The 23,302-nt window shown below is 37.9% G+C and carries 23 protein-coding genes; 19 read left to right on the forward strand and 4 right to left on the reverse strand.

Annotated elements, in window-relative coordinates; all coding sequences use genetic code 11:
• Positions 1 to 228 precede the first annotated feature (228 nt).
• Together ACE198_RS12050 and ACE198_RS12055 are read right to left on the reverse strand one after the other, a co-directional pair.
• Positions 229 to 885 carry a Crp/Fnr family transcriptional regulator gene (locus ACE198_RS12050; RefSeq protein ID WP_375375713.1) on the reverse strand — a complete coding sequence of 219 codons (657 nt, stop codon included), beginning with the start codon at positions 883 to 885 and terminating at the stop codon, positions 229 to 231.
• Positions 885 to 1,517, reverse strand: a complete 633-nt coding sequence (locus ACE198_RS12055; protein WP_375375714.1) for a Crp/Fnr family transcriptional regulator — start codon at positions 1,515 to 1,517, stop codon at positions 885 to 887. The genes ACE198_RS12050 and ACE198_RS12055 overlap by 1 nt, the downstream gene beginning before the upstream one ends.
• Before the next feature lie 464 nt (positions 1,518 to 1,981).
• On the opposite strand from ACE198_RS12055, the gene ACE198_RS12060 reads away from it, so the two are divergent.
• The 16 genes from ACE198_RS12060 (at position 1,982) to ACE198_RS12135 (ending at position 18,950) form a co-directional block, all read left to right on the forward strand.
• Positions 1,982 to 3,253 carry an MFS transporter gene (locus ACE198_RS12060; RefSeq protein ID WP_375375797.1) on the forward strand — a complete coding sequence of 424 codons (1,272 nt, stop codon included), beginning with the start codon at positions 1,982 to 1,984 and terminating at the stop codon, positions 3,251 to 3,253.
• Between the two features lie 173 nt (positions 3,254 to 3,426).
• Entirely contained in the window at positions 3,427 to 4,905 is a 1,479-nt protein-coding gene (locus ACE198_RS12065; protein WP_375375715.1) for a 4-hydroxyphenylacetate 3-hydroxylase family protein, read from the forward strand.
• Positions 4,906 to 4,938: 33 nt separating this feature from the next.
• The gene (locus ACE198_RS12070; protein WP_375375716.1) at positions 4,939 to 5,463 is read left to right on the forward strand and encodes an FAD synthetase; all 525 of its coding nucleotides are present in this window, start codon (positions 4,939 to 4,941) and stop codon (positions 5,461 to 5,463) included.
• Between the two features lie 60 nt (positions 5,464 to 5,523).
• Positions 5,524 to 6,090: an NADPH-dependent FMN reductase gene (locus tag ACE198_RS12075; protein WP_375375717.1), complete on the forward strand. Its 567-nt coding sequence runs from the start codon at positions 5,524 to 5,526 to the stop codon at positions 6,088 to 6,090.
• Positions 6,091 to 6,125: 35 nt separating this feature from the next.
• Complete coding sequence (locus ACE198_RS12080; protein ID WP_375375718.1) at positions 6,126 to 6,665, forward strand: 3-hydroxyanthranilate 3,4-dioxygenase; 540 nt, start codon at positions 6,126 to 6,128, stop codon at positions 6,663 to 6,665.
• Positions 6,650 to 7,660 carry an amidohydrolase family protein gene (locus tag ACE198_RS12085; RefSeq protein WP_375375719.1) on the forward strand — a complete coding sequence of 337 codons (1,011 nt, stop codon included), beginning with the start codon at positions 6,650 to 6,652 and terminating at the stop codon, positions 7,658 to 7,660. Before ACE198_RS12080 ends, ACE198_RS12085 begins: the two co-directional genes overlap by 16 nt.
• 23 nt (positions 7,661 to 7,683) lie before the next feature.
• The gene (locus tag ACE198_RS12090; RefSeq protein ID WP_026566857.1) at positions 7,684 to 8,157 is read left to right on the forward strand and encodes a RidA family protein; all 474 of its coding nucleotides are present in this window, start codon (positions 7,684 to 7,686) and stop codon (positions 8,155 to 8,157) included.
• Positions 8,150 to 9,616, forward strand: a complete 1,467-nt coding sequence (locus tag ACE198_RS12095; RefSeq protein WP_375375720.1) for an aldehyde dehydrogenase — start codon at positions 8,150 to 8,152, stop codon at positions 9,614 to 9,616. The genes ACE198_RS12090 and ACE198_RS12095 overlap by 8 nt, the downstream gene beginning before the upstream one ends.
• Positions 9,617 to 9,684: 68 nt before the next feature.
• Positions 9,685 to 10,464 carry a 2-keto-4-pentenoate hydratase gene (locus ACE198_RS12100; RefSeq protein ID WP_251460478.1) on the forward strand — a complete coding sequence of 260 codons (780 nt, stop codon included), beginning with the start codon at positions 9,685 to 9,687 and terminating at the stop codon, positions 10,462 to 10,464.
• 44 nt (positions 10,465 to 10,508) lie between these two features.
• Positions 10,509 to 11,297, forward strand: coding sequence for a 2-keto-4-pentenoate hydratase (locus tag ACE198_RS12105; protein WP_251460495.1), 789 nt, complete (start codon positions 10,509 to 10,511; stop codon positions 11,295 to 11,297).
• Between the two features lie 54 nt (positions 11,298 to 11,351).
• Positions 11,352 to 12,623 carry a kynureninase gene (gene kynU / locus ACE198_RS12110; protein WP_251460498.1) on the forward strand — a complete coding sequence of 424 codons (1,272 nt, stop codon included), beginning with the start codon at positions 11,352 to 11,354 and terminating at the stop codon, positions 12,621 to 12,623.
• 23 nt (positions 12,624 to 12,646) lie between these two features.
• Entirely contained in the window at positions 12,647 to 14,062 is a 1,416-nt protein-coding gene (locus tag ACE198_RS12115) for an amino acid permease (RefSeq protein WP_375375721.1), read from the forward strand.
• Positions 14,063 to 14,118: 56 nt separating this feature from the next.
• Complete coding sequence (kynA, locus tag ACE198_RS12120; protein WP_375375722.1) at positions 14,119 to 14,967, forward strand: tryptophan 2,3-dioxygenase; 849 nt, start codon at positions 14,119 to 14,121, stop codon at positions 14,965 to 14,967.
• 155 nt (positions 14,968 to 15,122) lie between these two features.
• Entirely contained in the window at positions 15,123 to 16,646 is a 1,524-nt protein-coding gene (locus ACE198_RS12125; RefSeq protein WP_375375723.1) for a spore germination protein, read from the forward strand.
• Between the two features lies 1 nt (position 16,647).
• Complete coding sequence (locus ACE198_RS12130; protein WP_251460509.1) at positions 16,648 to 17,832, forward strand: Ger(x)C family spore germination protein; 1,185 nt, start codon at positions 16,648 to 16,650, stop codon at positions 17,830 to 17,832.
• 17 nt (positions 17,833 to 17,849) lie between these two features.
• Positions 17,850 to 18,950: a GerAB/ArcD/ProY family transporter gene (locus tag ACE198_RS12135; protein ID WP_251460512.1), complete on the forward strand. Its 1,101-nt coding sequence runs from the start codon at positions 17,850 to 17,852 to the stop codon at positions 18,948 to 18,950.
• Between the two features lie 2 nt (positions 18,951 to 18,952).
• Here ACE198_RS12135 and ACE198_RS28030 read toward each other — a convergent pair whose 3' ends face one another.
• A complete protein-coding gene (locus ACE198_RS28030; protein WP_483870110.1) occupies positions 18,953 to 19,279 on the reverse strand; it encodes a YczF family membrane protein in 327 nt (108 codons plus the stop codon).
• 43 nt (positions 19,280 to 19,322) lie between these two features.
• On the opposite strand from ACE198_RS28030, the gene ACE198_RS12140 reads away from it, so the two are divergent.
• The 3 genes from ACE198_RS12140 (at position 19,323) to brnQ (ending at position 22,896) form a co-directional block, all read left to right on the forward strand.
• Positions 19,323 to 20,093, forward strand: coding sequence for a L,D-transpeptidase family protein (locus tag ACE198_RS12140; protein WP_311315830.1), 771 nt, complete (start codon positions 19,323 to 19,325; stop codon positions 20,091 to 20,093).
• Between the two features lie 143 nt (positions 20,094 to 20,236).
• The gene (locus ACE198_RS12145; RefSeq protein WP_251460515.1) at positions 20,237 to 21,448 is read left to right on the forward strand and encodes a GNAT family N-acetyltransferase; all 1,212 of its coding nucleotides are present in this window, start codon (positions 20,237 to 20,239) and stop codon (positions 21,446 to 21,448) included.
• Between the two features lie 134 nt (positions 21,449 to 21,582).
• Positions 21,583 to 22,896 carry a branched-chain amino acid transport system II carrier protein gene (gene brnQ / locus ACE198_RS12150; RefSeq protein ID WP_251460518.1) on the forward strand — a complete coding sequence of 438 codons (1,314 nt, stop codon included), beginning with the start codon at positions 21,583 to 21,585 and terminating at the stop codon, positions 22,894 to 22,896.
• A gap of 63 nt (positions 22,897 to 22,959) precedes the next feature.
• Here brnQ and ACE198_RS12155 read toward each other — a convergent pair whose 3' ends face one another.
• On the reverse strand, positions 22,960 to 23,295 hold the full coding sequence (locus ACE198_RS12155; RefSeq protein ID WP_251460521.1) for a hypothetical protein: 336 nt from the start codon (positions 23,293 to 23,295) through the stop codon (positions 22,960 to 22,962).
• Positions 23,296 to 23,302: the final 7 nt, after the last annotated feature.

Genomic DNA, 23,302 nt, shown 5'->3' on the forward strand with positions numbered 1-23,302 from the left:
GCAAGCGATGCTTACTTTTGCTGCCATGAATTTGAAAAAGATGGCCAACTGGACATGGAAAAGTCCAGAAATGGCCTAGATATAGGTATAGGAAAGGTCAAAATTTTGCTCTTACGAGCAAAAAAACCATAAAAAGGCATTCGATTAAGCTCATCGAATGCCTTTTGTCTACAATCTGAAGCAGGAAACCCTACAAGGGTTCCTGCTTCTATTCATTTATCTTTATTCTTAATTGGATAACATTAATACATCCAAGTTTAAAATGTTTATCACACCTGAGTCTCTGAGTTCTTTTAATCGATCGATTTCAAGGATGTCGATTGTACGGTTTGAGATTTGAATCCATTGTTGATTTTTCCACTTATTAAGTATTTTATTTACGGTAATCCGGGAAGTCCCTATGTAGCGGGCAAACGATGTTTGGTCGATTGAAAAATTACCATTTTCACTTACTAGTTTTAAAAGGAAATGAGCCATTTGCTGTTCTATAGGTGAATTAAGAAAGGCAATAATTTCTGCCAGAATCCTAAATTTATAGATTAATGAATTAGTAAAAATACATGCCGCCTCAGGATGTTCTTTACAAATCATAACTAAAGCTTCATCAGAGAAAAAATAAATTTCAGATTGACAGTTTGAGATGGCAGAGGTTAAATAGGGTTCATTTCTAGTTCCATGCTCCCCAAATAACATACCTTCTGGAACATAATTCACCGTTCGCTCTACACCTTCATGTGAAAGGAGAGTGATCTTTATACCACCCCTAGCTAAATAGAAAAAGCCCTTGCCTTCACTGCCCTGATGGTAAACGATTTCATTTTCTTCTACCTTAAGTTTTTTTCCGTATTTTAAAAATGGTCGCCATGAATAACGCAGATTTTTCATTACAACACCTTACCAAGAAGTTTTTTTAATTCATCCGGTTTTTTTATTAAAAACTTTTTCTTATGGATCTCAAGGATTTCTTCTTCTTTCCATTGTTTTAAAATCTTATATAATGTGATTCTCGTTAAGCCAGTGCATTTTGTAAGGTCTTGTTGTGTAAGAGGAACTTCATAATTCTTAAACTCGTAACAAATATTTAGAAGAATCACCGCCAATTGTTGATCTGGTGTGAGAGTGTCCAAATATATTTTATCAGCTAGGATGTGCATTTTATGAATGACGGTTTTGATAAAAATGTTAAGGATAGATGGCTGATCCTTAATTAATTTTTGAAAATGATCACAAGAGAAAAAATAAAGTATAGAGTCATTTACCGCTGTTGCCGTCGTAAAATGGGGCTGACGGTCCATCGCTTGTACTCCTAATAATTGCCCAGGAATGGCGATGTTTAACAAGCGCTCTTTTCCAATCGAAGTGGTAGTAGTCACTTTAATTAATCCCTTTTGGATATAATAAAATCCATCCCCCATCGTCCCTTGCTGGTAAATAGATGCTTTCTCTTTGAAGAATTGCCTAGTACCAAACTGTAAGCAAGAATCCCAATTGATATCACTGTCAAACAAGATTGCCAACTAATCAACTCCTAATTGAAATGGTGAAATCTAATCCATAAAACTGTAAATCTATGAAATATGTAATTAATCCTGTGCTATGACTTAATGTAATTATTTGTTAGCGCTTACATTTGGGGGTAAAAAAATTTATTTGTGTTAACCACTTAACAGTAGTGTAAAAGATTCAAGATATAAAATCAACATTGTGATTGAATTTTTAAAATTCAGCCAAAACCATGGTTTGCCCCATTCGATTTACGATCCTGTTATAACACCCAAGGATCGAATCAAGGGCAGAACATTATGGTTAGATCAAATAAAAGGAGGGACAAGGAGGGTTTGCACCTTAGACATAACAAAATAGACTATTGGAGCAAATTATAAAAGGGGATGGTTGAATGAATCAGGATGTGCAATCAGTAGTAACCCAAGATTTATCTCAAACAAACAATCTAAACGCTACTAATCTTTCATTGAAGAGTATGCCTAAAGCAACCCTACTTGTAGTTGTGTTGTGCTGGTTCGCGATGTTAGCGGATGGATATGATTTAGGAATTTATGGTGCAGTTTTACCATCATTAATGGAGTACAAAGATTGGAGTATGACACCTGCACAAGCAGGGGCTATCGGTAGTTATGCTCTAGTGGGAATGCTTATCGGTGCAATTTGTGTAGGAACAATTACGGACATGATCGGCCGAAAGAAGACCTTGGTTTTTTGTATCATAGTATTTTCCTTATCGATGTGCCTTGTTGCTCTATCAACATCTCCAGGAATGTTTGGATTATTTCGATTTATTGGAGGTCTTGGTCTAGGCGGGGTAATACCTACTGCATCCGCATTAACAATTGAGTATTCCCCTGCACAGCATCGATCAAAACTGTACGCTATTATGTATACAGGTTATCCAATTGGTGGAGTCCTTGGTGCATTATTCTCTATGTTTCTATTAGAGAATTATGGCTGGAGATTAATGTTTTGGATTGGTGTGACTCCACTTTTGGTTATTCCTTTTATTATTAAATTCCTACCTGAGTCGATTAGTTTCCTAATAGCAAAGAAAAAGTTGGCAAAAGCTAAAAGTATTGCTCAAAAATATCATCTTCCCGATGACTTTGTCCAAAGCCATATGGAGGAAGAGAAAGGCTCCAGAAACAAATTTTCGGCAATCGCGAGTCTCTTTGCCAAAAAGAATATTCGGGCAACCATGTTTTTTTGGATCACTTTCTTTTTGGGCCTGCTTATGATTTATGGTTTGAGTACATGGCTGCCAAAAATGATGAGAGAAGCTGGATATCCACTTGGACCGAGCCTAGGATTTTTGATGATGCTTAATTTATCGGCAGCGATTGGTGCTTTGATAGCGGGAACTGCAGCAGACCGCTGGGGATCCAAGAAAATCATCAGTATTTCTTATTTCTTAGCAGGTGTCTCAATTGCTCTCTTAAGCATTAAATCATCGATGTTGTTGGTGTATTGCTTAGTAGGAGTGGCAGGGTTTGGAACAATTGGGACAACACTTATTCTCAATGCCTATATTTCCAAATATTTTGAAGCAGAAAACAGAGCCACAGCACTTGGATGGGCGCTTGGATTTGGAAGGATTGGTGCAATTTCTGGCCCAATTCTAATTGGCTTTTTTATGAGCTCAAATTTGGATTTTTCCATCAATTTTTATCTTTTTGCTGTAGCAGGAGTCCTTGCATCCATCACCATTCTATTTATTCCTAAAAAAGGCAACCTGAAAATTTAACAATTATCAATAGAAAAACAGCCCACATCATTTGTATAAAGAATGATGTGGGTTGTTTTATTAGTCCTAATAAAGTGAAAATTATATCTTTTTAGAAAAAATGTTAATCAGACTACAATGACTCAAAAATTTCAATTTTATAATAAAAATATAAATTAAAAGGAGGATGTTTTATGGGAATTCGTACAGGAGCACAGTATATCGAGGCGTTAAAAGCCCGAACACCAGAAGTTTGGTTATCAGGAAAAAAAGTTAAAAATATTTTTGATGAACCAGTTTTTCATCAGCCTATTCTTCAAATTGCAAAGCTATATGATATGCAGCATGATGCCAAGTATCAAGAGGAGATTACTCATATTTGTGAAGAAACGGGAGAAAGAATCTCGAATGCATTCTTAGTACCTAAAAGCTATCAAGATTTGCAAGCTAGAAGAAGAACGTTCGAAGAGTTTGCCAAAGCAACATTTGGGTTAATGGGCAGGACTCCTGATTTCTTAAATGTCGTCGTAACTTCGATGGCGAGTAATTCCGAGTTTTTAGATAAATACAATCCTGAATGGGGAAAAAACATTCGATCTTATTTTAAGCATATCCGTGATCATGACTTATTTTTAACACATGCCATCATCAATCCGCAAAATGACCGGAGTAAATCTTCACACGAACAACAAGATATGTTTACCCATTTAGGTGCGGTTAAAGAAACACCTGATGGATTAATCGTAAGAGGAGCGAAAATGCTTGCTACTCTTGCACCCATTACTGACGAAGTAATTGTCTATTCTTTCCCTGGCTTTAAGCCTGGAGATGAACGTTATGCGCTCGCGTTTGCACTTCCACTAGATACACCAGGCCTTCGCATTATCTGCCGAGAAGCTATGCAGGATGGAAAGCGTTCTGTTTATGACCACCCATTAGCATCAAGATTTGAAGAAATGGATGCGGTCCTAGTCTTTAATGATGTTTTAGTACCTTGGGAGCGTGTGTTCCTTTATAACAATGTAGAAGCAGCCAATTTACTTTACCCGAAAACAGGAATCGCTCAGCAGCCAGCTCATCAGTCAGGTGTAAGAGGGTTAATCAAACTACAATTTGCAACCGAAGTGGCTTGTAAAATCGCGGACTCTATTGGTGTTGATAGTTACCTTAATGTACAAAATGATTTAGGAGAATTAGTCCAATCAGTTGAATCGATTAGGGCATTGCTCCGAATTTCAGAGTATGAACATGAAGTAACTGCTACTGGCGAAGCGATGCCAGCCTATGCACCACTTGAAACCATTAGAGGATTGCTGCCGAAAATGTACCCACGTGCGATTGAGGTGATGCAAATCATTGGAGCAGGTGGACTACTTATGTCACCGACAAATGCCGATTTCGAGAATCCGGAATTAAGAGAGGATTTAGAGAAGTATTATCTGGGTAGAGACGGTGTTTCAGCGGAAGAGCGTGTCCATCTCTTTAAATTAGCATGGGATTTATGCGGTGAAGCATTCGGACAAAGGGTACTTCAATACGAACGATATTATACGGGAGATCCGATTCGTAAAAGAGCGATTTTCTATAACAACCACAAAAGGAATAATTCCTTTGAGCTGGCTGATGAAGCAATGAAAATATTTAAACAAAAAAATGAGGTTACTAGCTTATAAACGTAAATTAATAGGAAAGAGGAGGTGTGAACGATGCAAACGCTTAAAGATGGAGTTCTGAAACTTGAAGGTTCTGTGATTGCCATTGGTGCATTTGATGGTGTCCATAAAGGACATCAAGCCGTGATTAAGCAAGCAGTGGAAAAGAGTAGGGTTAATCAGGTTCCGAGCGTTGTCTATACTTTCGATCCGCCTCCTCGAAATTATTTTAAGGGCGTTCAAATTTTGACACCCATTCAGGAAAAGGTTTGCAGAATCTCGAAGTTAGGTGTTGATTATATAATTGTTGCCAGCTTCGATGAATGGTATGCGACCAGGCCCCCTGAGGATTTTATCTGTGAATTATCTAAGCTAAACCCGGTAGAGATTACAGTGGGGGCTGATTTTCATTTTGGAAAAAATAGAGAAGGCGATGTGAATTTTTTAGAAAAGTATTTTCATATCAATATCACTCCTCCTGTTTATTGTAAAGGTGGAGAACTTATTTCCTCGACGAGAATCCGACAGTTAATTTCAGAGGGAGATCTCCAGCAGTCCTACTCGTTACTAGGACTATAATCAGGAGAAAAGTAAATGAAACTACTTGATATCACTCAGCAATAGAAAGGAGTTCACACTATGAAGTTATTAGGAATTTCAGGCACCATTATTGGAGCAAAAACAAGTATTGTTGTTCAAAAGGTATTAGAGGAAGTAAAGAAACATCATCCTAACGTTGAAGTAGAATTGCTTGATTTAAGAGATTATGATGTGCAGTTCTGTGATGGACGAAATCCTTCAAACTATACAGGTGACACAAAAAAAGTTCTCGATATTGTTAATTCTGCTGACTTCTATATTATCGGAACACCGATATTCCAGGGGTCTTTATCAGGACCACTCAAAAATTTGTTTGATTTAATCAATCCAAAGGATATTCGCAACAAAGTAATGGGTTTTGTCGCAACAGGAGGTACATACCAGCATTACCTTGTTATTGAAAATCAGTTAAAGCCGATTGCTGGATTTTTCCGTGCCTTCGTAGCACCAGGCTATGTATATGTCAATAACGACCATTTTAATAGAGAAAATGAAATTATCGATGCTGAGGTTCTTACACGAATTACCTCATTAGCCAAAGAAGTGGTCTTTATGCAGGAGGCATTAAATTCAGCAAAGGAAGAATTTGCAACAGTAAATGGATAAGTATGTGTATTAAAATTTGAGAGGAGAAGATTTCAATGTCAAACTCTTTAAAACCAATTAACCTGTGGGGATTTATAAACGAAAATAAGGATTCTCTTAAGCCGCCTGTAAATAATAAAGTTGTTTGGAAGGATTCTGAACTAATGTTTATGGTGCTCGGTGGTCCTAATAAACGACGTGATTTTCATGTGGATCCATCTGAAGAGATTTTTTACCAATTAAAAGGTGCTTGCTACGTTGAAATTATTAATGCAGAAGGTAAAAGAGAAGTAATTACCGTGAAAGAAGGAGAAGTATTTCATCTCCCACCAAATGTTCCCCACTCTCCACACCGTGTCGCTGATACAATCGGGATTGTTATTGAACGTGACAGAGCAGATGGGGAATTAGAGGATTTTGTTTGGTTCTGTGATAAATGTGATCATGAAATGCACCGCGTTACCGTCCAATTAACGAATATTGAAGTGCAGGTAAAAGATGCAATTCATGGATTTAACAGTAATTTAGAACTTCGCACTTGTAAGAACTGTGGACATATTATGCCTGAAGAAGCGAGTGAATGGAAATGCGAGTAGATTTTCATACACATATCATCCCTGAAAATTTCCCTGATTTTGCGGCGAAGTTCCAAAATGATAAGTGGCCGGTCCTAAAGCCTACATGCTCATGCGGTGCCAATATCATGGTATCCGGAAAAGTGTTCCGTGAAGTGACCGACCAAGTTTGGAGTCCAGAAAAAAGGATTCACGATATGGATGTAGAAAATGTAGATATACAAGTTTTATCGCCAATTCCCGTTACGTTCTCCTATTGGGCACCTAAAGAAGAAGCCGTAGCAATGGCTAGATTTCAAAATGACTTCATTGCTGAAACTGTAACTAAACATCCAACCAAGTTTATTGGTCTAGGGACGGTTCCTCTGCAAAATGTCGAAGAAGCGATTCTTGAACTAGACCGCTGTATACATCAACTTGGCTTAAAAGGGGTTGAGATTGGCACAAATATTAATGGCAAAAATTTAGACGATGAATCGTTAATTGATTTCTTTGCGATGTGTGAAAAATGGAATGTCCCTATATTTATTCATCCATGGGAAACACTGGGCGGAGACCGTTTTTCCTCACATAACTTAATGTATACGGTTGGAATGCCAAGTGAAACAGCACTAGCTGCTGCCAGTTTAATCCTAGGTGGTGTTATCGAGAAATTTCCCGGACTAAAAATTTGTTTTTCTCATGGCGGGGGGTCACTTCCTTACATTCTCCCAAGACTTGATCATGGTTGGAATGTGTGGCCGCATCTACAGCTTACGGAAAATCCACCAAGCTTTTATGCCAAGAAATTTTTCTATGATTCAATCGTAAATAACCCTGTTAATATCAAATTTTTAGTAGAAAAATTTGGTGCTGAACAAGTCATCATGGGGTCTGATTATCCATTTTTACTGCGAGAAACTCCACCTGGAAGGATTATTGATGACACACTCACCCTAAGTGAAGATCAGAAACGGGCGATGCTTGGTGAAAATGCACTTAGATTTTTAAATTTACCAGTTAATCAACTAATATAACTAGAAAGAAGGATGGAAAAATGATAGACAAAGTGATGACTCCAGAAGAAAGATTAGAGGAACTAGGAATAAAGCTGCCGGCTCTCCGCCCTGCATCAGGTAATTATGTTAGCTGTGTACGAACAGGGAATCTAATTTTCACATCAGGTCAGGGTACTGATGAATACCGGGGAAAACTTGGTGAAGATGTTTCGATAGAAGTAGGCTACCAAGCGGCAAGGCAATGTATGCTTAATCTATTAGCAGTAATCAAGAATGAACTTGGCGACCTTAGCAAAGTGAAACGGATTGTCAAAATCCTGGGTATGGTCAACAGCACTACTGATTTTAAAGACCATCCAAAAGTAATGAATGGATCCTCCGATTTGTTGGTGGAAGTGTTTGGTGAAAAGGGAAGGCATGCGAGATCAGCAATAGGTATGGCACAACTGCCACACAATAATGCAGTCGAGGTCGAGATGATTGTAGAAGTTTGGGAAGGTGAAATTGGTGAGTAAGGTCATAGAAAAACAAATACAAATTAACAATGCCAAGTTATTTATCAATGGAGAATATGTAAGCGCTATTTCAGGGGAAACTTTTGACACACTTAATCCAGCCACAAATCAAAAATTAGCCGAAGTTGCTAGTGCTAGTGAGCAAGATGTTGAAAGAGCAATACAGATTGCCAAGCGCACCTATGATAGTGGTATTTGGAGTAAAATGCCAGTTGAAGAAAGAGCAAAGATTCTTTGCCGAATGGCGGATCTTGTTATGGAACGAGTCGAGGAATTAGCATTAATTGAAACATTGGATGTAGGGAAGCCGATAAGAGAAAGCAGAGATTTTGATATCCCTCGCGCAGCGTCAAACTTAAGATTCTTTGCAGAAATGGCAAAATACATGAATCATGAGCATTACGAACAATCCAAGCATATGAGCTATACCAAATACGCTCCAGCAGGTGTCACAAGCTTAATCATTCCATGGAATTTACCATTTATGCAAATGACATGGAAAGCTTCCGCTGCGTTAGCGGCTGGTAATACCGTGATTGTTAAACCAGCATCCTATACGCCACTAAGTGCAGTCATGTTAGGTGAAATTGCCAACGAAGCAGGATTACCACCGGGCGTGTTGAATATACTGACAGGTCCTGGTGGAACAGTGGGAACGGCAATGACCACTCATCCATACGTTCGTAGAATTTCCTTTGTCGGGGAAAGTTCTACTGGTAAAACGGTAATGAGAAATGCAGCATCACAACTAATTCCCGTATCATTAGAATTGGGCGGCAAATCTGCCAATATCGTCTTTGAGGATGCAGACTTAGATGAAGCGGTAGCGGGCTCCATAGAAGCGATTTTTAGAAATCAAGGGGAAATCTGTTTAGCTGGTTCTCGATTACTAGTGCAAGAATCGGTTTATGATAAATTCCTTGAAAAATTTGTTGCAGCAGCAAAGAACATTAGAGTGGGCGATCCATTGGATGAAAAGACCGATATGGGCGCACTGATTTCTAAAGGTCATTTAGAAACTGTTGATAATTATGTCCAAATTGGACTTTCTGAAGGGGCGAAACTTGCTGTAGGCGGTAAGCGTGTGGCTGGATTGTCAGAAGGTAACTTTTACGAGCCAACCGTGCTCTATGATGTAAATAACAAAATGAGAGTCGCACAGGAAGAAATCTTTGGCCCAGTATTAGTCGTCATTCCATTTAAAACGGAAGAAGAAGCGATTCAAATTGCTAACGATTCGATTTATGGTTTAGCAGGAGTAGTTTGGTCAAATGATTTAAGACGTGCTCATCGGGTAGCCTCTCAAATCGAATCAGGCTTATTCTGGATCAATTGCTGGTATTATCGTGATTTAAGAACACCATTTGGTGGTTCAAAGGCGAGCGGAATTGGTCGTGAAGGCGGTCGTCATAGTTTTGAATTTTACACAGAGGCCAAAACCATTACAATGAAATTATAAAAAAAGTAAAAGGTGGCTGGAAGGCCACTTTTTAACTATTAATATTGAAAAGGAAGGTGAAGGAGGATATGGAAATATTAATTGAGGGAATTGCGAATGAATTAATTAATGCAGAAAGTCATCAATATTCTGTCTCACCACTATTGGAGCGCTATTCGGAACTAACAGTAGGTGATGCCTATCAAATCCAACTCGCAGTCATCGATAAAAAGGTAAAAGAAGGACATAAAGTAATTGGGAAAAAGGTTGGGCTAACAAGTATTGCAATGCAGCAAATGCTAGGCGTGGAGGAGCCTGATTATGGCCACCTGTTAGATACTATGAAAATAGCAGATGAAGAAACAGTAAAAATTGCTGATTTTATCAGTCCGAAGGTTGAAGCGGAAATTGGTTTTATTTTGGAACATGACTTGGTTGGGCCAAATGTGAATTATTTAGATGTGTTAATGGCTACCAAATATGTAGTACCTACCATCGAAATTATTGACAGCCGTATTTCTGACTGGAAAATCAAGTTGGTTGATACAGTAGCAGATAATGGCTCGTCTGCGAGAGTAGTAGTTGGAAAAAAAATGAGTCCTATAGATGGCATTGATTTGCGAACCCAAGGAATGGTACTTTATAAAAATGATGAGCTTGTGGCTACAGGATCAGGAGCGGCCGCTCTTGGACACCCTGCTCAAGCAGTCGCATGGTTAGCCAATAAATTACATGAATTTGGGATTACTCTTAAAGCGGGTGAGTTAATTCTTCCCGGTGCACTTTCTGGTGCCATTGCAGTAAATCAAGGTGACATAATTGGTGCAGATTTTGGTTCATTAGGAACTGTATCCGTAACATTTAAGTAAGTGAGTCTATCTCGCATAAATATATTAAAAGTGGAGGTTCTATTATGTCCCTGTTGCAAGGAACAGAACAAGAAATCGTAAACTACCTATTAGCTGCAGAAAAGAACAGGCTGGAAGTTGAAAAAATTACCACTAATTATCCAACACTATCCTTTAAGCAAGCCTATGAAATACAACAAAAATTAATCGAGCAAAAAGAACAAGTAGGGCTTCGCCGAATTGGTGTAAAACTAGGTTTAACAAGTAAAGCAAAGCAGGAGATGATGGGTGTCCATGAAGCTATCTACGGATATTTAATGGATGATATGCTTGTGCCTGAATGGGAACCCGTTCCATTTAGCAGTTTTATTCATCCTAAGGCAGAACCCGAAATTGCTTTCTTGATTAATGAAGATATCCAAGGAACTAGTGTTACAGCTGAGGATATTCTAAAGGTGACGAAATATGTAGCACCAGCAATCGAGATTATTGATAGCCGTTATTTAGATTTCAAGTTTACACTAGTAGACGTCATTGCGGATAACTGTTCTTCCGCGAAATTTATTGTAGGCAGCAAATGGGTATCTCCGGATGCTTTAAACCTGAAAGAAATTGGTGTGTATATGTCTAAGAATTCACAAGTTGAAACAACGGGAAGCAGTGCTGCTGTATTAGGAGATCCAGCTGCTGCCGTTGCTTGGGCTGTAAATAAGCTCGGCGAAACTGATCGGGGATTAAAGAAAGGCGATATCGTTCTTAGTGGCGCTATAACAGAAGCCATTAGCTTTCAACCAGGTGATACCATTTTGGCACAATTTGCGGAACTAGGCAGTGTTTCTTTTACTAGTAAATAATCGGACTGCTTCATAATTTATATAACATGGTGTGGAAGATTGGAGGAGATACATATGCATATAACTTTAGAATATGCAAAACAATTAGACAGAGAAGATAGCCTTAATAGATTTAGAGAAGAATTTTACATAAAACCGAATTCCATCTATATGGATGGGAATTCATTGGGCCTTCTATCGAAAAGAGCAGAGCAGACGCTGTTGGAGTCTTTAAATGATTGGAAAGAGCATGGGATTGACGGCTGGACAAATGGGAAACACCCTTGGTTTTTTTTATCGGAAAAACTAGGAGAGATGCTTGCTCCATTAGTAGGTGCTTCAGCTAATGAAGTAATTGTAACAGGTTCCACAACGGTCAATTTGCATCAGTTAGTTGCTACTTTTTATAAGCCAGAAGGTACAAGGACAAAAATTTTGGCTGATGAATTAACTTTTCCTTCAGATATCTATGCGCTGCAAAGCCAACTTCGCATTCATGGGTTGGATCCAGAGACACATCTTGTACGTGTAAAAAGCCGTGATGGACGCTTTTTAGAGGAAGAAGATATTATTAATGCAATGACAGATGAGATTGCACTGATCATTCTTCCGACAGTCCTATATCGAAGCGGCCAAATATTAGATATGAAACGTCTAACAGCAGAGGCCAATAAGAGAGGAATACTAATTGGTTTTGATGGGTGTCATTCGATTGGAGCGATTCCGCATTTGTTTAGTGATTGGGGCGTTGATTTTGCCTATTGGTGCAATTACAAACATTTAAATGGCGGTCCTGGAAGTGTAGGCGGTTTATATGTGAATTCTAAACATTTTGGTACAGCCCCAGGTTTGGCTGGCTGGTTCGGTTCGAAAAAAGAGAAACAATTTGATATGGAGCACACACTTACACCGGCTGATTCCGCAGGAGCCTATCAAATTGGGACACCACATGTATTGAGTCTTGCTCCGTTACTAGGCGCATTGGAGATTTTTGCAGAAGCAGGAATTGAAAATATTCGTGCTAAGTCATTAAAGATTAATCAATTTTTAATGGACCTACTGGATCAAGAGGCAGCAGGCATGGGATTTACAATTGGAAACCCAGTTGAGGATTTCCGCCGTGGGGGTCATGTAAGCTTAGAGCATATCGAGGCAGCGCGAATTTGTAAAGCGTTGAAAGAAAATGGGATCATTCCAGATTTCCGTGCTCCAAACATCATTCGTCTTGCTCCTGTCGCGCTTTATACCTCATATACGGATGTTTGGGAAGTTGTCCAGATTCTTAAGAAGATTATGAATGAAAAGCAATATGAAAAGTTTAAAAATGAACGTGAAGTCGTTGCTTAACTAAAGGGTCGAGGAGGAAATATATGGCGAATAATAATTTTAATAACGGAAATGGATCAGGATTAAAGCGTGAATTAAAAACCAGTCAACTGACTATGATTGCGATGGGTTGTGCGATTGGAACAGGTCTTTTCCTTGGAAGCGGTCTTGCGATCAGCACTGCTGGCCCGAGTGTATTAATTAGTTACGCGGTTGGAGCCTTCATTGTTTTACTTTTAATGGGATGTTTATCAGAAATGACGGTGGCCCATCCAACTTCTGGGTCATTTGGAACTATATCTGATAAGTATATTAGCCCGTTCGCAGGATATCTGGTCCGCTATTCGTATTGGATTGCAAATGTTCTTGCTGTTGGAGTAGAAGTAAGTGCCATTGCAGTATATATGAAATATTGGTTTCCAGGTGTCCCTGGGTTTGTCTGGATTTTATTGTTCGCCGCTGTCCTAATTTATGTAAATGCAACAAGTGTCAATACTTTTGCAACATTTGAATATTGGTTTTCTATGATCAAAATTAGTGCCATCGTTGGATTCATTCTCCTTGGAGCATATGTTTTCATAGGAGGGTCGGCTAAGCCGGAAATGGGACCTGGGAACTTCGTTAATGAAGGTGGTTTCTTACCGTTCGGCATGTGGGGAATGTGGGTCGCTATCTTTATTTCTCTATTTAGCTTTTTAGGTACGGAATTGATCGCCGTTACTGCTGGAGAAGCCAAGGATCCAGATGTTGCGGTACCAAAAGCTTTGAAAGCAACCGTCTTCCGTTTATCGACATTTTATATTATTACTATTGGCATTATGTTAATGATTGTTCCGTGGAAATCAGCTGGAGTTGAAGAAAGTCCGTTTGTTAAAGTGATGGAACTTTTAAATATTCCGGGTGCAAGTGGAATTATGAATTTTATTATTTTAACCGCTGCATTGTCAGCAATGAACAGTCAGCTTTATGCTTCGACACGAATGATGTTTTCATTATCACGGGGAAATTATGCACCAGCCTTTTTAGGTAAATTAAGCAAAAAAGGAGTACCGTTAAGTGCTCTTACCGTTTCTACTTTGGGAATATTTCTTGCTGCAGCAGTCAATGCCTTATTACCTGACTCGTCATATGCCTTTATGATGGGAATATCTATGTTTGGTGCCATTTTTACATGGTTTATGGTGTTTGTTTCTCATTTATTTTTCAGAAGAAAGTGGGAAAAATCAGGAGGACGGAAATTGCCAGTTAAAATGCCAGGATTTCCTTATTTGACGCTTTTAGGAGCAATTCTTCTGCTCAGTTTAATGATCACCACATGGTTTACAGGTTTTAAAATCATGCTTCAATTCGGTGTTCCATGGTTGTTATTTTTAACTGCTGCCTATTTTATTTTTAATAAAAGAAAAAACAATCCTGAAAAGAACGAGGCTGATGCAATTCTTAATAAAAAGGTAAATTAACACAATAAATACTTATAAATAACTTAACTAAATTAGAATACTGGAGGACTAATACCATGAACTCACAAGAAAAAAACACGAACAATGGTCTAGAGGAAACGATTCAAACTGATTTTCAAAAATCCATGTCTTATGGAGATTATCTTCAACTTGATAAAATCTTAACTAGTCAGCATCGGGTATCTGATCACCATGATGAAATGTTATTTATTGTTATCCATCAAGCTAGTGAATTATGGATGAAATTAATCATTCATGAATTAACTGCGGCAATTGAATATATACAAAACAATGATTTAGAGCCTTCATTCAAGATCCTTTCGCGTGTTTCGAGGATACAACAGCAATTGATCCAGTCATGGAGTGTTCTTTCGACGCTGACACCTTCAGAATACTTGGAGTTTAGGGATAAATTGGGGCAATCTTCTGGATTCCAGTCTTATCAGAATCGTTTGATTGAATTTGCTTTAGGAAACAAAAATGCTCATACACTAGCAGTCTATCAACACCAAACAGAATTATACGAAAAAATGCAAGATGCCCTTCATCAACCAAGTATTTATGATGCTGCGATAAAGGCCCTAGTTGCACGTGGACTACCTATTGACCATGAGGTTCGGCATCGGGATTTGTCAAAAAACTATGAACCGAATGCAAGTGTAGAAGATGCATGGCTCACTGTCTATCGAAATGTGGATCAATATTGGGACTTATATGAGTTGGCCGAGAAGCTAGTCGATATCGGCAATCAGCAGCAATTATGGCGCTTTAATCATATGAGTACCGTGGAAAGAATCATTGGTCATAAGCAGGGGACTGGCGGGTCTTCGGGTGTGACCTATTTAAAAAGAGTCCTAGATCAACAATTTTTCCCCGAGCTGTGGAGTTTACGGACAAAGTTATAAAATAGATGGTAATGATGGAAAAGACCGCGAAACCTTGCTTTATGAGGTATGCGGTTTTTTTATGTAAATAAAATGCTGAGGTGCATATTACATAAATTAGTGCATTTTGGTAAATATAAAATAATCTGAGGAAAGAGGAGGAAGAGAGAATACCTATGTGGAAAAAAGCTAGTCTAAAACCGCAAAAAAGCTCAGGGAATACTGCTTCCTCCGGAGATCTTATAAACAAAATTTTGATTGAGAATGTAGGACAAATTAAAGAGGATTTAGGTGATTGCTCTGATTTGATTGTTCGGATGATCAAGCATAAAGAAAATCCGTTTGCCTTTGCAGTCATTCATATTGACGGAATATCAAATACACCTAAAATTGACGAACATGTAATAGAACCAATTTTAACAAATAAGTTTGATCCAGCTTCTAGAACAATAAAAGATGAATTACAACAAGTAATCGCTGTCACAAACATTAAGGAAAAAAACTCTTTTAAAGACATCCTTTCAGCAATTGTGTCTGGTGGCACCGTGATTTTAATAGATGGGGATACGAGTGCACTTATCCTAGATACTAAAGAAATTGAATCACGTGGAATTGTGGAACCAACCACACAAACTGTCATTCGCGGACCAAAAGACAGTTTTACAGAAAACCTTAGAACCAACACCTCACTCGTCAGATCCCGTATCCAAAGTCCCAATTTACGACTGGACTCGATGGTAATTGGTGATGTGACACAAACTGCAGTTGAAATCATGTACATCAAGGGGATTGCTGACGAGGCTATTGTGAAAGAAGTGAAGAATCGTCTTCAAAAAATAAAAGTAGATGGTATTTTAGAATCAGCGTATATTGAAGGCTTTATTGAAGATGACCCGCAATCTCCTTTTCCAACGGTTCAAAATACAGAACGCCCGGATGCAGTGGTTGGAAATTTACTTGAAGGACGCGTGGCCATTTTTATGACTGGCACTCCTTACGTTCTGATTGTCCCAGTAACCTTTACCCAACTTTTCCAATCTCCAGAGGATTATTATCAGAATCAATATATAGGCAGTGTTTTAAGGATTTTACGATTGGGGGCATTTTTCTTAGCCTTATATGCACCGGCTGTATACGTAGCGATGATTACACACCATCAGGCCCTTGTTCCTACTGTATTACTTGTCAGTATTGCTGCCCAACGAGAAGCTATTCCATTTCCTGCCATTGTAGAAGCTTTTATTATGGAGATTACCTTTGAAGTTCTAAGAGAAGCAGGCACTAGAGCAGTTGGATCAGCTCTTTCGATTGTAGGAGCTCTTATCCTTGGACAAGCTGCTGTAGATGCAGGCTTTGTATCTGCAGCAATGGTTATTATCGTTTCTGTAACAGCCATCGCTAGTTTTGCACTGCCAAACTACAATCTTGGAATCGCTGCTCGCTCTCTTCGTTTTTTATTATTGATCGTTGCCTCATACGCCGGGCTTTATGGTGTGTTAGCTGCCTCCCTTATTATAGGGATGCATTTGTGTTCGATACGCTCATTTGGAGTTCCATATCTATCTCCTATAGCTCCATTCAATCTAAAGGAACAAAAGGATGTCCTATTTCGTTTTGCATTACCAAACCTAATAAACAGACCAACACCTGCAAATAAAAAAAATAAAGTAAGGATAGGGAAAAGGAATGAGGGAGAATAGAATGAGAACTAAAATATCGTTCTTGATTATTTTCTTATTAGTCGGACTCACCGGGTGTTCAAATTATACGGAATTAAATGAAATAGCAATTGTGCTTGGATTAGGGATTGATTATATCCCTGAAAAAGATGTATATGAAATCACCTACCAAGTAGTTAATCCAAGTGAAAATGCTGCAAGAGGGACGGGTTCCGGCGGTACGCCAGTAGTTAACTACCAAAGCCGAGGTAAAACACTTTCTGAAGCGGCGGGTAATGCCTCAAATATTTTTCCCCGGAAAAATATTTATTCGCATATTCAGTTAGTTCTCATTAGTGAGCAACTGGCAAAAAAGGAGAGTTTGAACTTTATTTTTGATGTATTTGAGCGGGATGCAGGAGTACGTGTCAACGTTCCTGTTTTAATTACCCGTAATGCTGACATAAAAACGACAATGGATATACTTTCTTCTGTTGATAAAATTCCTGTTCGGACACTTGTAGGTAAGGTAAAAAATGCTTCAAAAGTCCTAGGGGAATATGGTGAGATTAAAATTTACGATATTATTGAAAATTTAACTAACGCAGGTTCAGAACCAACAATAAGTGGGATATCCATAACAGGTAATCCAAAAACTGGAGCCAGCAAGAAAAACATTGAAAGTATGCAAAAGACCTTCGTATTTCTCAATGGAATTGCTGTATTTAGAAAAGGAAAACTAGTTGGATGGATCGATGGAAAAAAGCAAAAGTCGCTTCAAATTATCAAAAATAATATACAAATTAGCAGTTTGAGAATTCATTGTGACGAAAAGCGCTATAACAATTTACTCGTGAATCACTTGAAAAGTAAGTCTAAAGTCGATATGCAAAACAGTCAAGCAGTCATTACAATTCAGGTGAATGGTTTCGGTACTCTATCTGAATTGCTATGTAACAAGGATATAAGTAAACGTGAAGTAATAAAAGAATACGAGCGTAGAAGTGAACGAGAACTGGAAAAAGAGATAAAGGATGGAATTATTGTGGCACAGAAATTGGAGAGTGATGTGTTCGGTTTTGGGGAAATATTACGCGACACTCATCCAAAAAAATGGAGAAAATCCAAGCAGCAGTGGAATAAGTTATTTTCACAGGCGAAAGTCCATATCCAGGTGAATTTGAATATTGAAGGGACAGGAATGCGAATTAAGCCATATCCTTATTGATCTAGGAGGGAAAAGAGATGGAACAAGTAAAGGTCAATGGGTTTCAGTTGTTCAGTGTCATCTTTTTATTTGAATTAGGAAGCGCAATTCTAGTAGGGATAGCTGGTGAAGCAAAGCAAGATTCTTGGATTACGATTCTATTTGGAATTGCTTCAGGCTGCGTTCTTTATCTTATTTTCACAAAATTATATACTATGTATCCGACTTTACCATTGACCAGTTATCTCCAAAAAATTCTGGGGCGTTATTTAGGCTGGCTATTTGGGCTAATGTATGTAACATATTTTATTTACATCGCTTCTAGGGTTTTGCGTGATTTCGAAGAATTATTAGTTATCGCAGCATATCGATCAGCAACACTTCTGACGCTTGGGATCATTATGATAGTATGTGTAATGTATGCAGTTTTCAAAGGGATTGAAGTATTTATTCGCATATCGGAGCTTTGCCTTTTCATCATCGTGTTCATGCTTCTCCTGATTATATTATTTGAAATGGCTAGTGGAATCATAAAATTACATAATCTCCGTCCATTATTAGAACATGGTTGGCATCCATTAATTAAATCCTTTCCGACTACTATAACTTTCCCTTTCGGGGAAATGATTACGTTCACCATGCTTCTTCCATACTTAAATAAACAAGAAAAGGCTAAAAAAGTGGGTATTTTAGCCATAGTATTGAGTGGTCTATGCCTTCTATCATTTAGCCTTTTGAATATCGCCATTACCGGAGCAGATATTGCTTCCCGGTCTGCCTTTCCTATCCTTACGGCTGTAAGTTACATTAACATTGCAGAATTTGTTCAAAGGCTCGATACAGTGGTGATCATTAGTATGGTCCTTTTAGGATTTGTCAAAATAACTGTTTTTTTCTTCTGTGCATATATTGGGACAATAGATTTGTTTAAGGTCAAACAGCAAAAAAAATTAATCTATCCCATGGGAATCATTATTTTGGTTAGCTCAGTCGTTATGGCACCAAATTATATAGCGCACATTGACGAAGGATTAAAAATTGTACCGTACTATTTTCATATTCCTATGCAAATAGTAATTCCAGTATTTTTATTGATAATTGCCTTAATTAAAAGAAAGATAAAGCCAGTTACTGCCTAATATTAAGCATTTTTATTATTACTAGATCTGTTGATCTTTGTAAAAACAAGTGGCAAGAAGGATAAAATAATCAGAATAACTTCTTCACCCGTCATCTTTTGTTTTATTTTTTTAAACGAATTTAACGTCTCATATATACTAAGACCTTGAAGCAGATCAATTATGATACTAACTCCCATAACAAGGGAAAATAAAAGTAAGATTATTAATAATAATTTTTTCAAGCATATCACCCCGAATTTTTTCCTTATTATTTGTAAATATAGTAAGTTTAGCCTAATTTGTAATATTTTTAACAAAGTTGTAATGTAGACAAGCCTTTCCGACATAGGATACACGGATTAGTATTTATGTCGTATAGGAGGGGTTAGGTTGCCCAGAAAGTGGTTAGTATTTTTTGTGTTTGCTTTTTTTATGTTTTCTAGTTTTTTTGTGGGGGTTCCGACAAGTTCAGCAGCTTCTAGTGGAAAATTGATTATTATTAACAAGAGTACCAATCGGCTCGCGTACTTTGAGAACGGTGTGTTTAAGAAGCAGTTTAAAGTTGGAACTGGGAGAAAGAAATCGTATACACCTGAAGGAAAGTTCAAGATTGTAGTTAAGATTAAGTATCGGCCATACTATAAGGGTCATATTCCAGGTGGCGACCCTCGTAATCCGCTAGGTAACCGATGGCTTGGTTTAAATGCCCGCGGAACATGGGGTACAACCTATGCGATTCATGGAAACAACAACCCCAGCTCTATTGGAGGGTATGTTAGCAGTGGGTGTATCCGTATGTACGATAACGAAGTCGAATGGCTGTATAGTCAAGTCCCAACTGGCACCCCAGTAATCATTACCTCTTCTGGAAAATCATTCAATGCGATTGCATCTGCCAATGGATATAAAGTGAAGGGTGGGTCTAGTGCACCATCTGTTCCTGTTAGTACCACTGGAGAAATCCTTAAGAAAGGTAGTCGGGGTCCAGCTGTTCAAGAACTTCAGCGTAAGTTGACGTCCCTTGGATATAGTACAAAGGGTGTAGATGGTGTCTTTGGAGCAAACACCGATACTGCCGTGCGCAAATTTCAAAAAGCGCGTAAATTAACAGCGGATGGGATTGTTGGTCCTGCAACCAAAAAAGCACTCGGAATGAAATAATAATAAAGAATTGTTCATGAAGTTGCTCAAAAAATTGAGCAACCTTTTTTTTGAATTGATACAGTTTTTTCCGGAAAGTTTACATAAATTCACACAAATTATATGAACATAGAGTATAACCGTAATTTGCTGGAGGTAATGGTATGAGTCGACTGGACAGGCTCAAGATGGAAAAAGTGGAACCAAAACATTGGCGTCAGTTCAATGAATTATTACGTTATGTTTTTCAAGTAACTAAAAAAGACCTACAGACTGTGGGCTGGGAGGAACGTGAAATTGCATTAGCAAAACTCCCTGTTTTGGAGCAGGCTGATGTGTTAGGCTGGTTTGATGGTGAAAAACTAATCTCCCAAGTTGCTATTTATCCCTTTCAAGTAAACATATATGGTCGAACCTTTGAGATGGGCGGATTAACTGGGGTTGGCACCTATCCAGAATATGCGAATTTAGGATTGATGAATAAGTTAATTTGGCAGGCACTGGCTGATATGAAAGAAAGAAAACAATCAATTTGTTATTTATATCCCTATTCATTGCCTTTTTATCGTAAAAAGGGTTGGGAGATTATTTCTGATAAAATGACCTTTGAAATCAAAGACTATCAATTACCGAAAGTTAAGAAAGTTTCAGGCTACGTCGATCGGCTAAATACTGAGCATTCAGATGTCAAAACTGTTTATCAGCTTTTTTCAAGAAGAAGGCATGTAGCCATGATTCGAAACAATTTAGCTTGGGAAGAATTCTGGAGATGGGAACTCGATGAATTAACTGCTGCCGTATATTATGATCGTTCTCATCAGCCACAAGGGTATTTACTTTACTGGATTTCTCAAGATGTACTGCATGTCAAAGAAATGATCTATATGAATGAAGAAGCGCGAAACGGTCTTTGGAACTTTATCAGTGCCCATTTCTCCATGGTGACGAAAGTTGTCGGGAATATTTTCACCAATGATCCATTGGCTTTCTGGTTGGAAGACGGGGATATTAAAGAAACCATCGCTCCCTATTTTATGGCACGTATTGTTGATGTCAAACAGTTTATCGAACAATTCCCATTTAGAGCGCCAGGCACTGACATTCACATCACGATGCAAGTGGATGATCCAATTCTAGAGTGGAATCAAGGGATATATACACTTCAAGTTTCTGCAGTTGGTCAAGGTCAACTGGTGCCAAGCGAAGAACAGCCAGATGTTATTGTTACGATTCAGACATTAACAACGATGCTGCTCGGATACAAACGTCCGTCCTATTTGGCAGCAATTGGCCGCCTTTCATGTAATGAACTAACGGTGGAGATATTAGAGAATTTAATCGAACGAGAGACACCATATTTCTCCGATTATTTTTGAAATTTAGTTATTTTCCTCTTTCTAAATCGGAAGAGGAATTTTTAAATTATTAGAAGTTTAAAATAAATATATCATTAAGGAGTAAATTTAGTTTATTATTATGGAATAATATTTTTTTGCGAAGGAGTTTATAAATGAATTTTTCAGTGAAACAAATTGTCTTTATTAGTTTTATGCTATTTTCTATGTTTTTTGGGGCTGGAAACTTAATCTTCCCACCATTTTTAGGGCAGTCAGCGGGGGATCATCTTTGGACAGCTCTTGCAGGTTTTATTTTTTCAGCAGTTGGGTTGCCGATTTTAGGGGTCGTTGCAGTGGCTAAGTCAGGAAGCTTTGACGAACTTAATCAGCGAGTCCATCCAATTTTTGCTTTTATCTTTCCGTTTCTCATTTATATCGCAATAGGCCCTGGATTGGCGATACCCAGGGCAGGTAGTCTGGCATTCGAAATGGGATTATCTCCTTTTTTATCAGAAAATCTGGTCGAAAATCCAATGTCATTGTTGCTATATAGCATTGTTTTCTTTGGATTAGTCGCATGGTTATGTATGTATCCTTCTAAGCTGATTGACCTTTTCGGGAAGTTATTAACTCCAATCCTACTGGTTCTAATCACCATTATTTTTATAAAAAGCTTAATTGACCCAATCGGTTCATTTGCAACGCCAAAAGATAATTATATTTCCAATCCTGTCTTTCAAGGTTTTTTAGATGGTTATTTAACAATGGATGCATTAGCCGCTTTAGCATTTGGTATTGTCATTGCCAATACGTTAAAATCCCAAGGTGTAGTGGAACATAAAAAAAGATCGTTATATATGATGTACGCCGGATTAGGAGCAGGGTTACTTTTAACGGTAATCTATCTTATCTTAGGATATTTAGGTGCTGCTAGCTCATCCTTGGGAAAAACGGAAAATGGAGCACAAATATTGGCGAATGTAATGACACACTTGTTTGGTCAAAGTGGGACCTTAATTTTAGGGTTAGTTTTTACCATTGCCTGCTTTTGCGTATCGATTGGTTTAGTCACTTCCTGCAGTCAGTTTTTCGCAAATGCTATTCCAAGAATAAATTATAAAACATGGGTTATGATTTTAGCAGTTCTTAGTACTGCCATTGCTAACTTAGGATTAACTCAAATCTTAAAGATCTCGGTTCCGATACTAGGCATGATCTACCCGATTGCCATCGTGATTATTTTATTAGGTCTTTTTGATGATTTAATTAAGAAATCCCGTTGGATTTATATCACGGCTGTTAGCTTTGTTGCTCTTTTTAGTATTATTGATACAATTAATAAAACGTTTCTTTCCAATAAATGGAGTGGGGCATTTGATATCCTTCCTTTCTATTCCGAAGGGATGGGATGGATAATTCCAGCCCTAATCGGTTTAATACTTGGATATTTACTTGGATTATTTACTAAAGAACCAATGGAAGCTTAACTGCAAATAAAAAACACGGCTAAATTCAGTCGTGTTTTTTTAATATAATTAAATCTTAGATAACTAGGATTGTTTCTTGTCTGTTTTTTTCTCAGTAAGGGCACGATAAATTTGGGTATATAAACTGCCTTGAACAATATTTTGGAGAAAAAAGTCACCTATCAGTTTTAAGTATTCTTCATCCTCAAACATCTTTTTGTTTTGTAATTCCATCTCAGCCAGGCCTTCATATTTGCTAAGAAGGGCGTATGTATGATCTTCACCGGAAACAGGTGTTAAAATATCAACATTATGATCATAATTTTCATTTCGGAAAGTCTTAATTTCTTTTAAATTTTCAATACCTTCTTTAAATTTATCTTGTTTAATCTCAAATGTCTGATAAACAAAAATTGCCATTAACAGC

Origin of the sequence: Neobacillus sp. KR4-4 (assembly GCF_042136325.1) — a bacterium.
In the GTDB taxonomy this organism is placed as follows: Bacteria; Bacillota; Bacilli; order Bacillales; family Cytobacillaceae; genus Neobacillus.

What these genes read in the sequence shown, in the direction of transcription:
- ACE198_RS12050 (WP_375375713.1), bottom strand. Translation starts at nt 885, where the DNA reads ATGAAAAATCTGCGTTATTCATGGCGACCATTTTTAAAATACGGAAAA.
- ACE198_RS12060 (WP_375375797.1), top strand. Translation starts at nt 1,982, where the DNA reads ATGCCTAAAGCAACCCTACTTGTAGTTGTGTTGTGCTGGTTCGCGATG.
- ACE198_RS12065 (WP_375375715.1), top strand. Translation starts at nt 3,427, where the DNA reads ATGGGAATTCGTACAGGAGCACAGTATATCGAGGCGTTAAAAGCCCGA.
- ACE198_RS12070 (WP_375375716.1), top strand. Translation starts at nt 4,939, where the DNA reads ATGCAAACGCTTAAAGATGGAGTTCTGAAACTTGAAGGTTCTGTGATT.
- ACE198_RS12075 (WP_375375717.1), top strand. Translation starts at nt 5,524, where the DNA reads ATGAAGTTATTAGGAATTTCAGGCACCATTATTGGAGCAAAAACAAGT.
- ACE198_RS12080 (WP_375375718.1), top strand. Translation starts at nt 6,126, where the DNA reads ATGTCAAACTCTTTAAAACCAATTAACCTGTGGGGATTTATAAACGAA.
- ACE198_RS12085 (WP_375375719.1), top strand. Translation starts at nt 6,650, where the DNA reads ATGGAAATGCGAGTAGATTTTCATACACATATCATCCCTGAAAATTTC.
- ACE198_RS12100 (WP_251460478.1), top strand. Translation starts at nt 9,685, where the DNA reads ATGGAAATATTAATTGAGGGAATTGCGAATGAATTAATTAATGCAGAA.
- ACE198_RS12105 (WP_251460495.1), top strand. Translation starts at nt 10,509, where the DNA reads ATGTCCCTGTTGCAAGGAACAGAACAAGAAATCGTAAACTACCTATTA.
- kynU (WP_251460498.1), top strand. Translation starts at nt 11,352, where the DNA reads ATGCATATAACTTTAGAATATGCAAAACAATTAGACAGAGAAGATAGC.
- ACE198_RS12115 (WP_375375721.1), top strand. Translation starts at nt 12,647, where the DNA reads ATGGCGAATAATAATTTTAATAACGGAAATGGATCAGGATTAAAGCGT.
- kynA (WP_375375722.1), top strand. Translation starts at nt 14,119, where the DNA reads ATGAACTCACAAGAAAAAAACACGAACAATGGTCTAGAGGAAACGATT.
- ACE198_RS12125 (WP_375375723.1), top strand. Translation starts at nt 15,123, where the DNA reads ATGTGGAAAAAAGCTAGTCTAAAACCGCAAAAAAGCTCAGGGAATACT.
- ACE198_RS12130 (WP_251460509.1), top strand. Translation starts at nt 16,648, where the DNA reads ATGAGAACTAAAATATCGTTCTTGATTATTTTCTTATTAGTCGGACTC.
- ACE198_RS12135 (WP_251460512.1), top strand. Translation starts at nt 17,850, where the DNA reads ATGGAACAAGTAAAGGTCAATGGGTTTCAGTTGTTCAGTGTCATCTTT.
- ACE198_RS28030 (WP_483870110.1), bottom strand. Translation starts at nt 19,279, where the DNA reads ATGTCGGAAAGGCTTGTCTACATTACAACTTTGTTAAAAATATTACAA.
- ACE198_RS12145 (WP_251460515.1), top strand. Translation starts at nt 20,237, where the DNA reads ATGAGTCGACTGGACAGGCTCAAGATGGAAAAAGTGGAACCAAAACAT.
- brnQ (WP_251460518.1), top strand. Translation starts at nt 21,583, where the DNA reads ATGAATTTTTCAGTGAAACAAATTGTCTTTATTAGTTTTATGCTATTT.
- ACE198_RS12155 (WP_251460521.1), bottom strand. Translation starts at nt 23,295, where the DNA reads ATGGCAATTTTTGTTTATCAGACATTTGAGATTAAACAAGATAAATTT.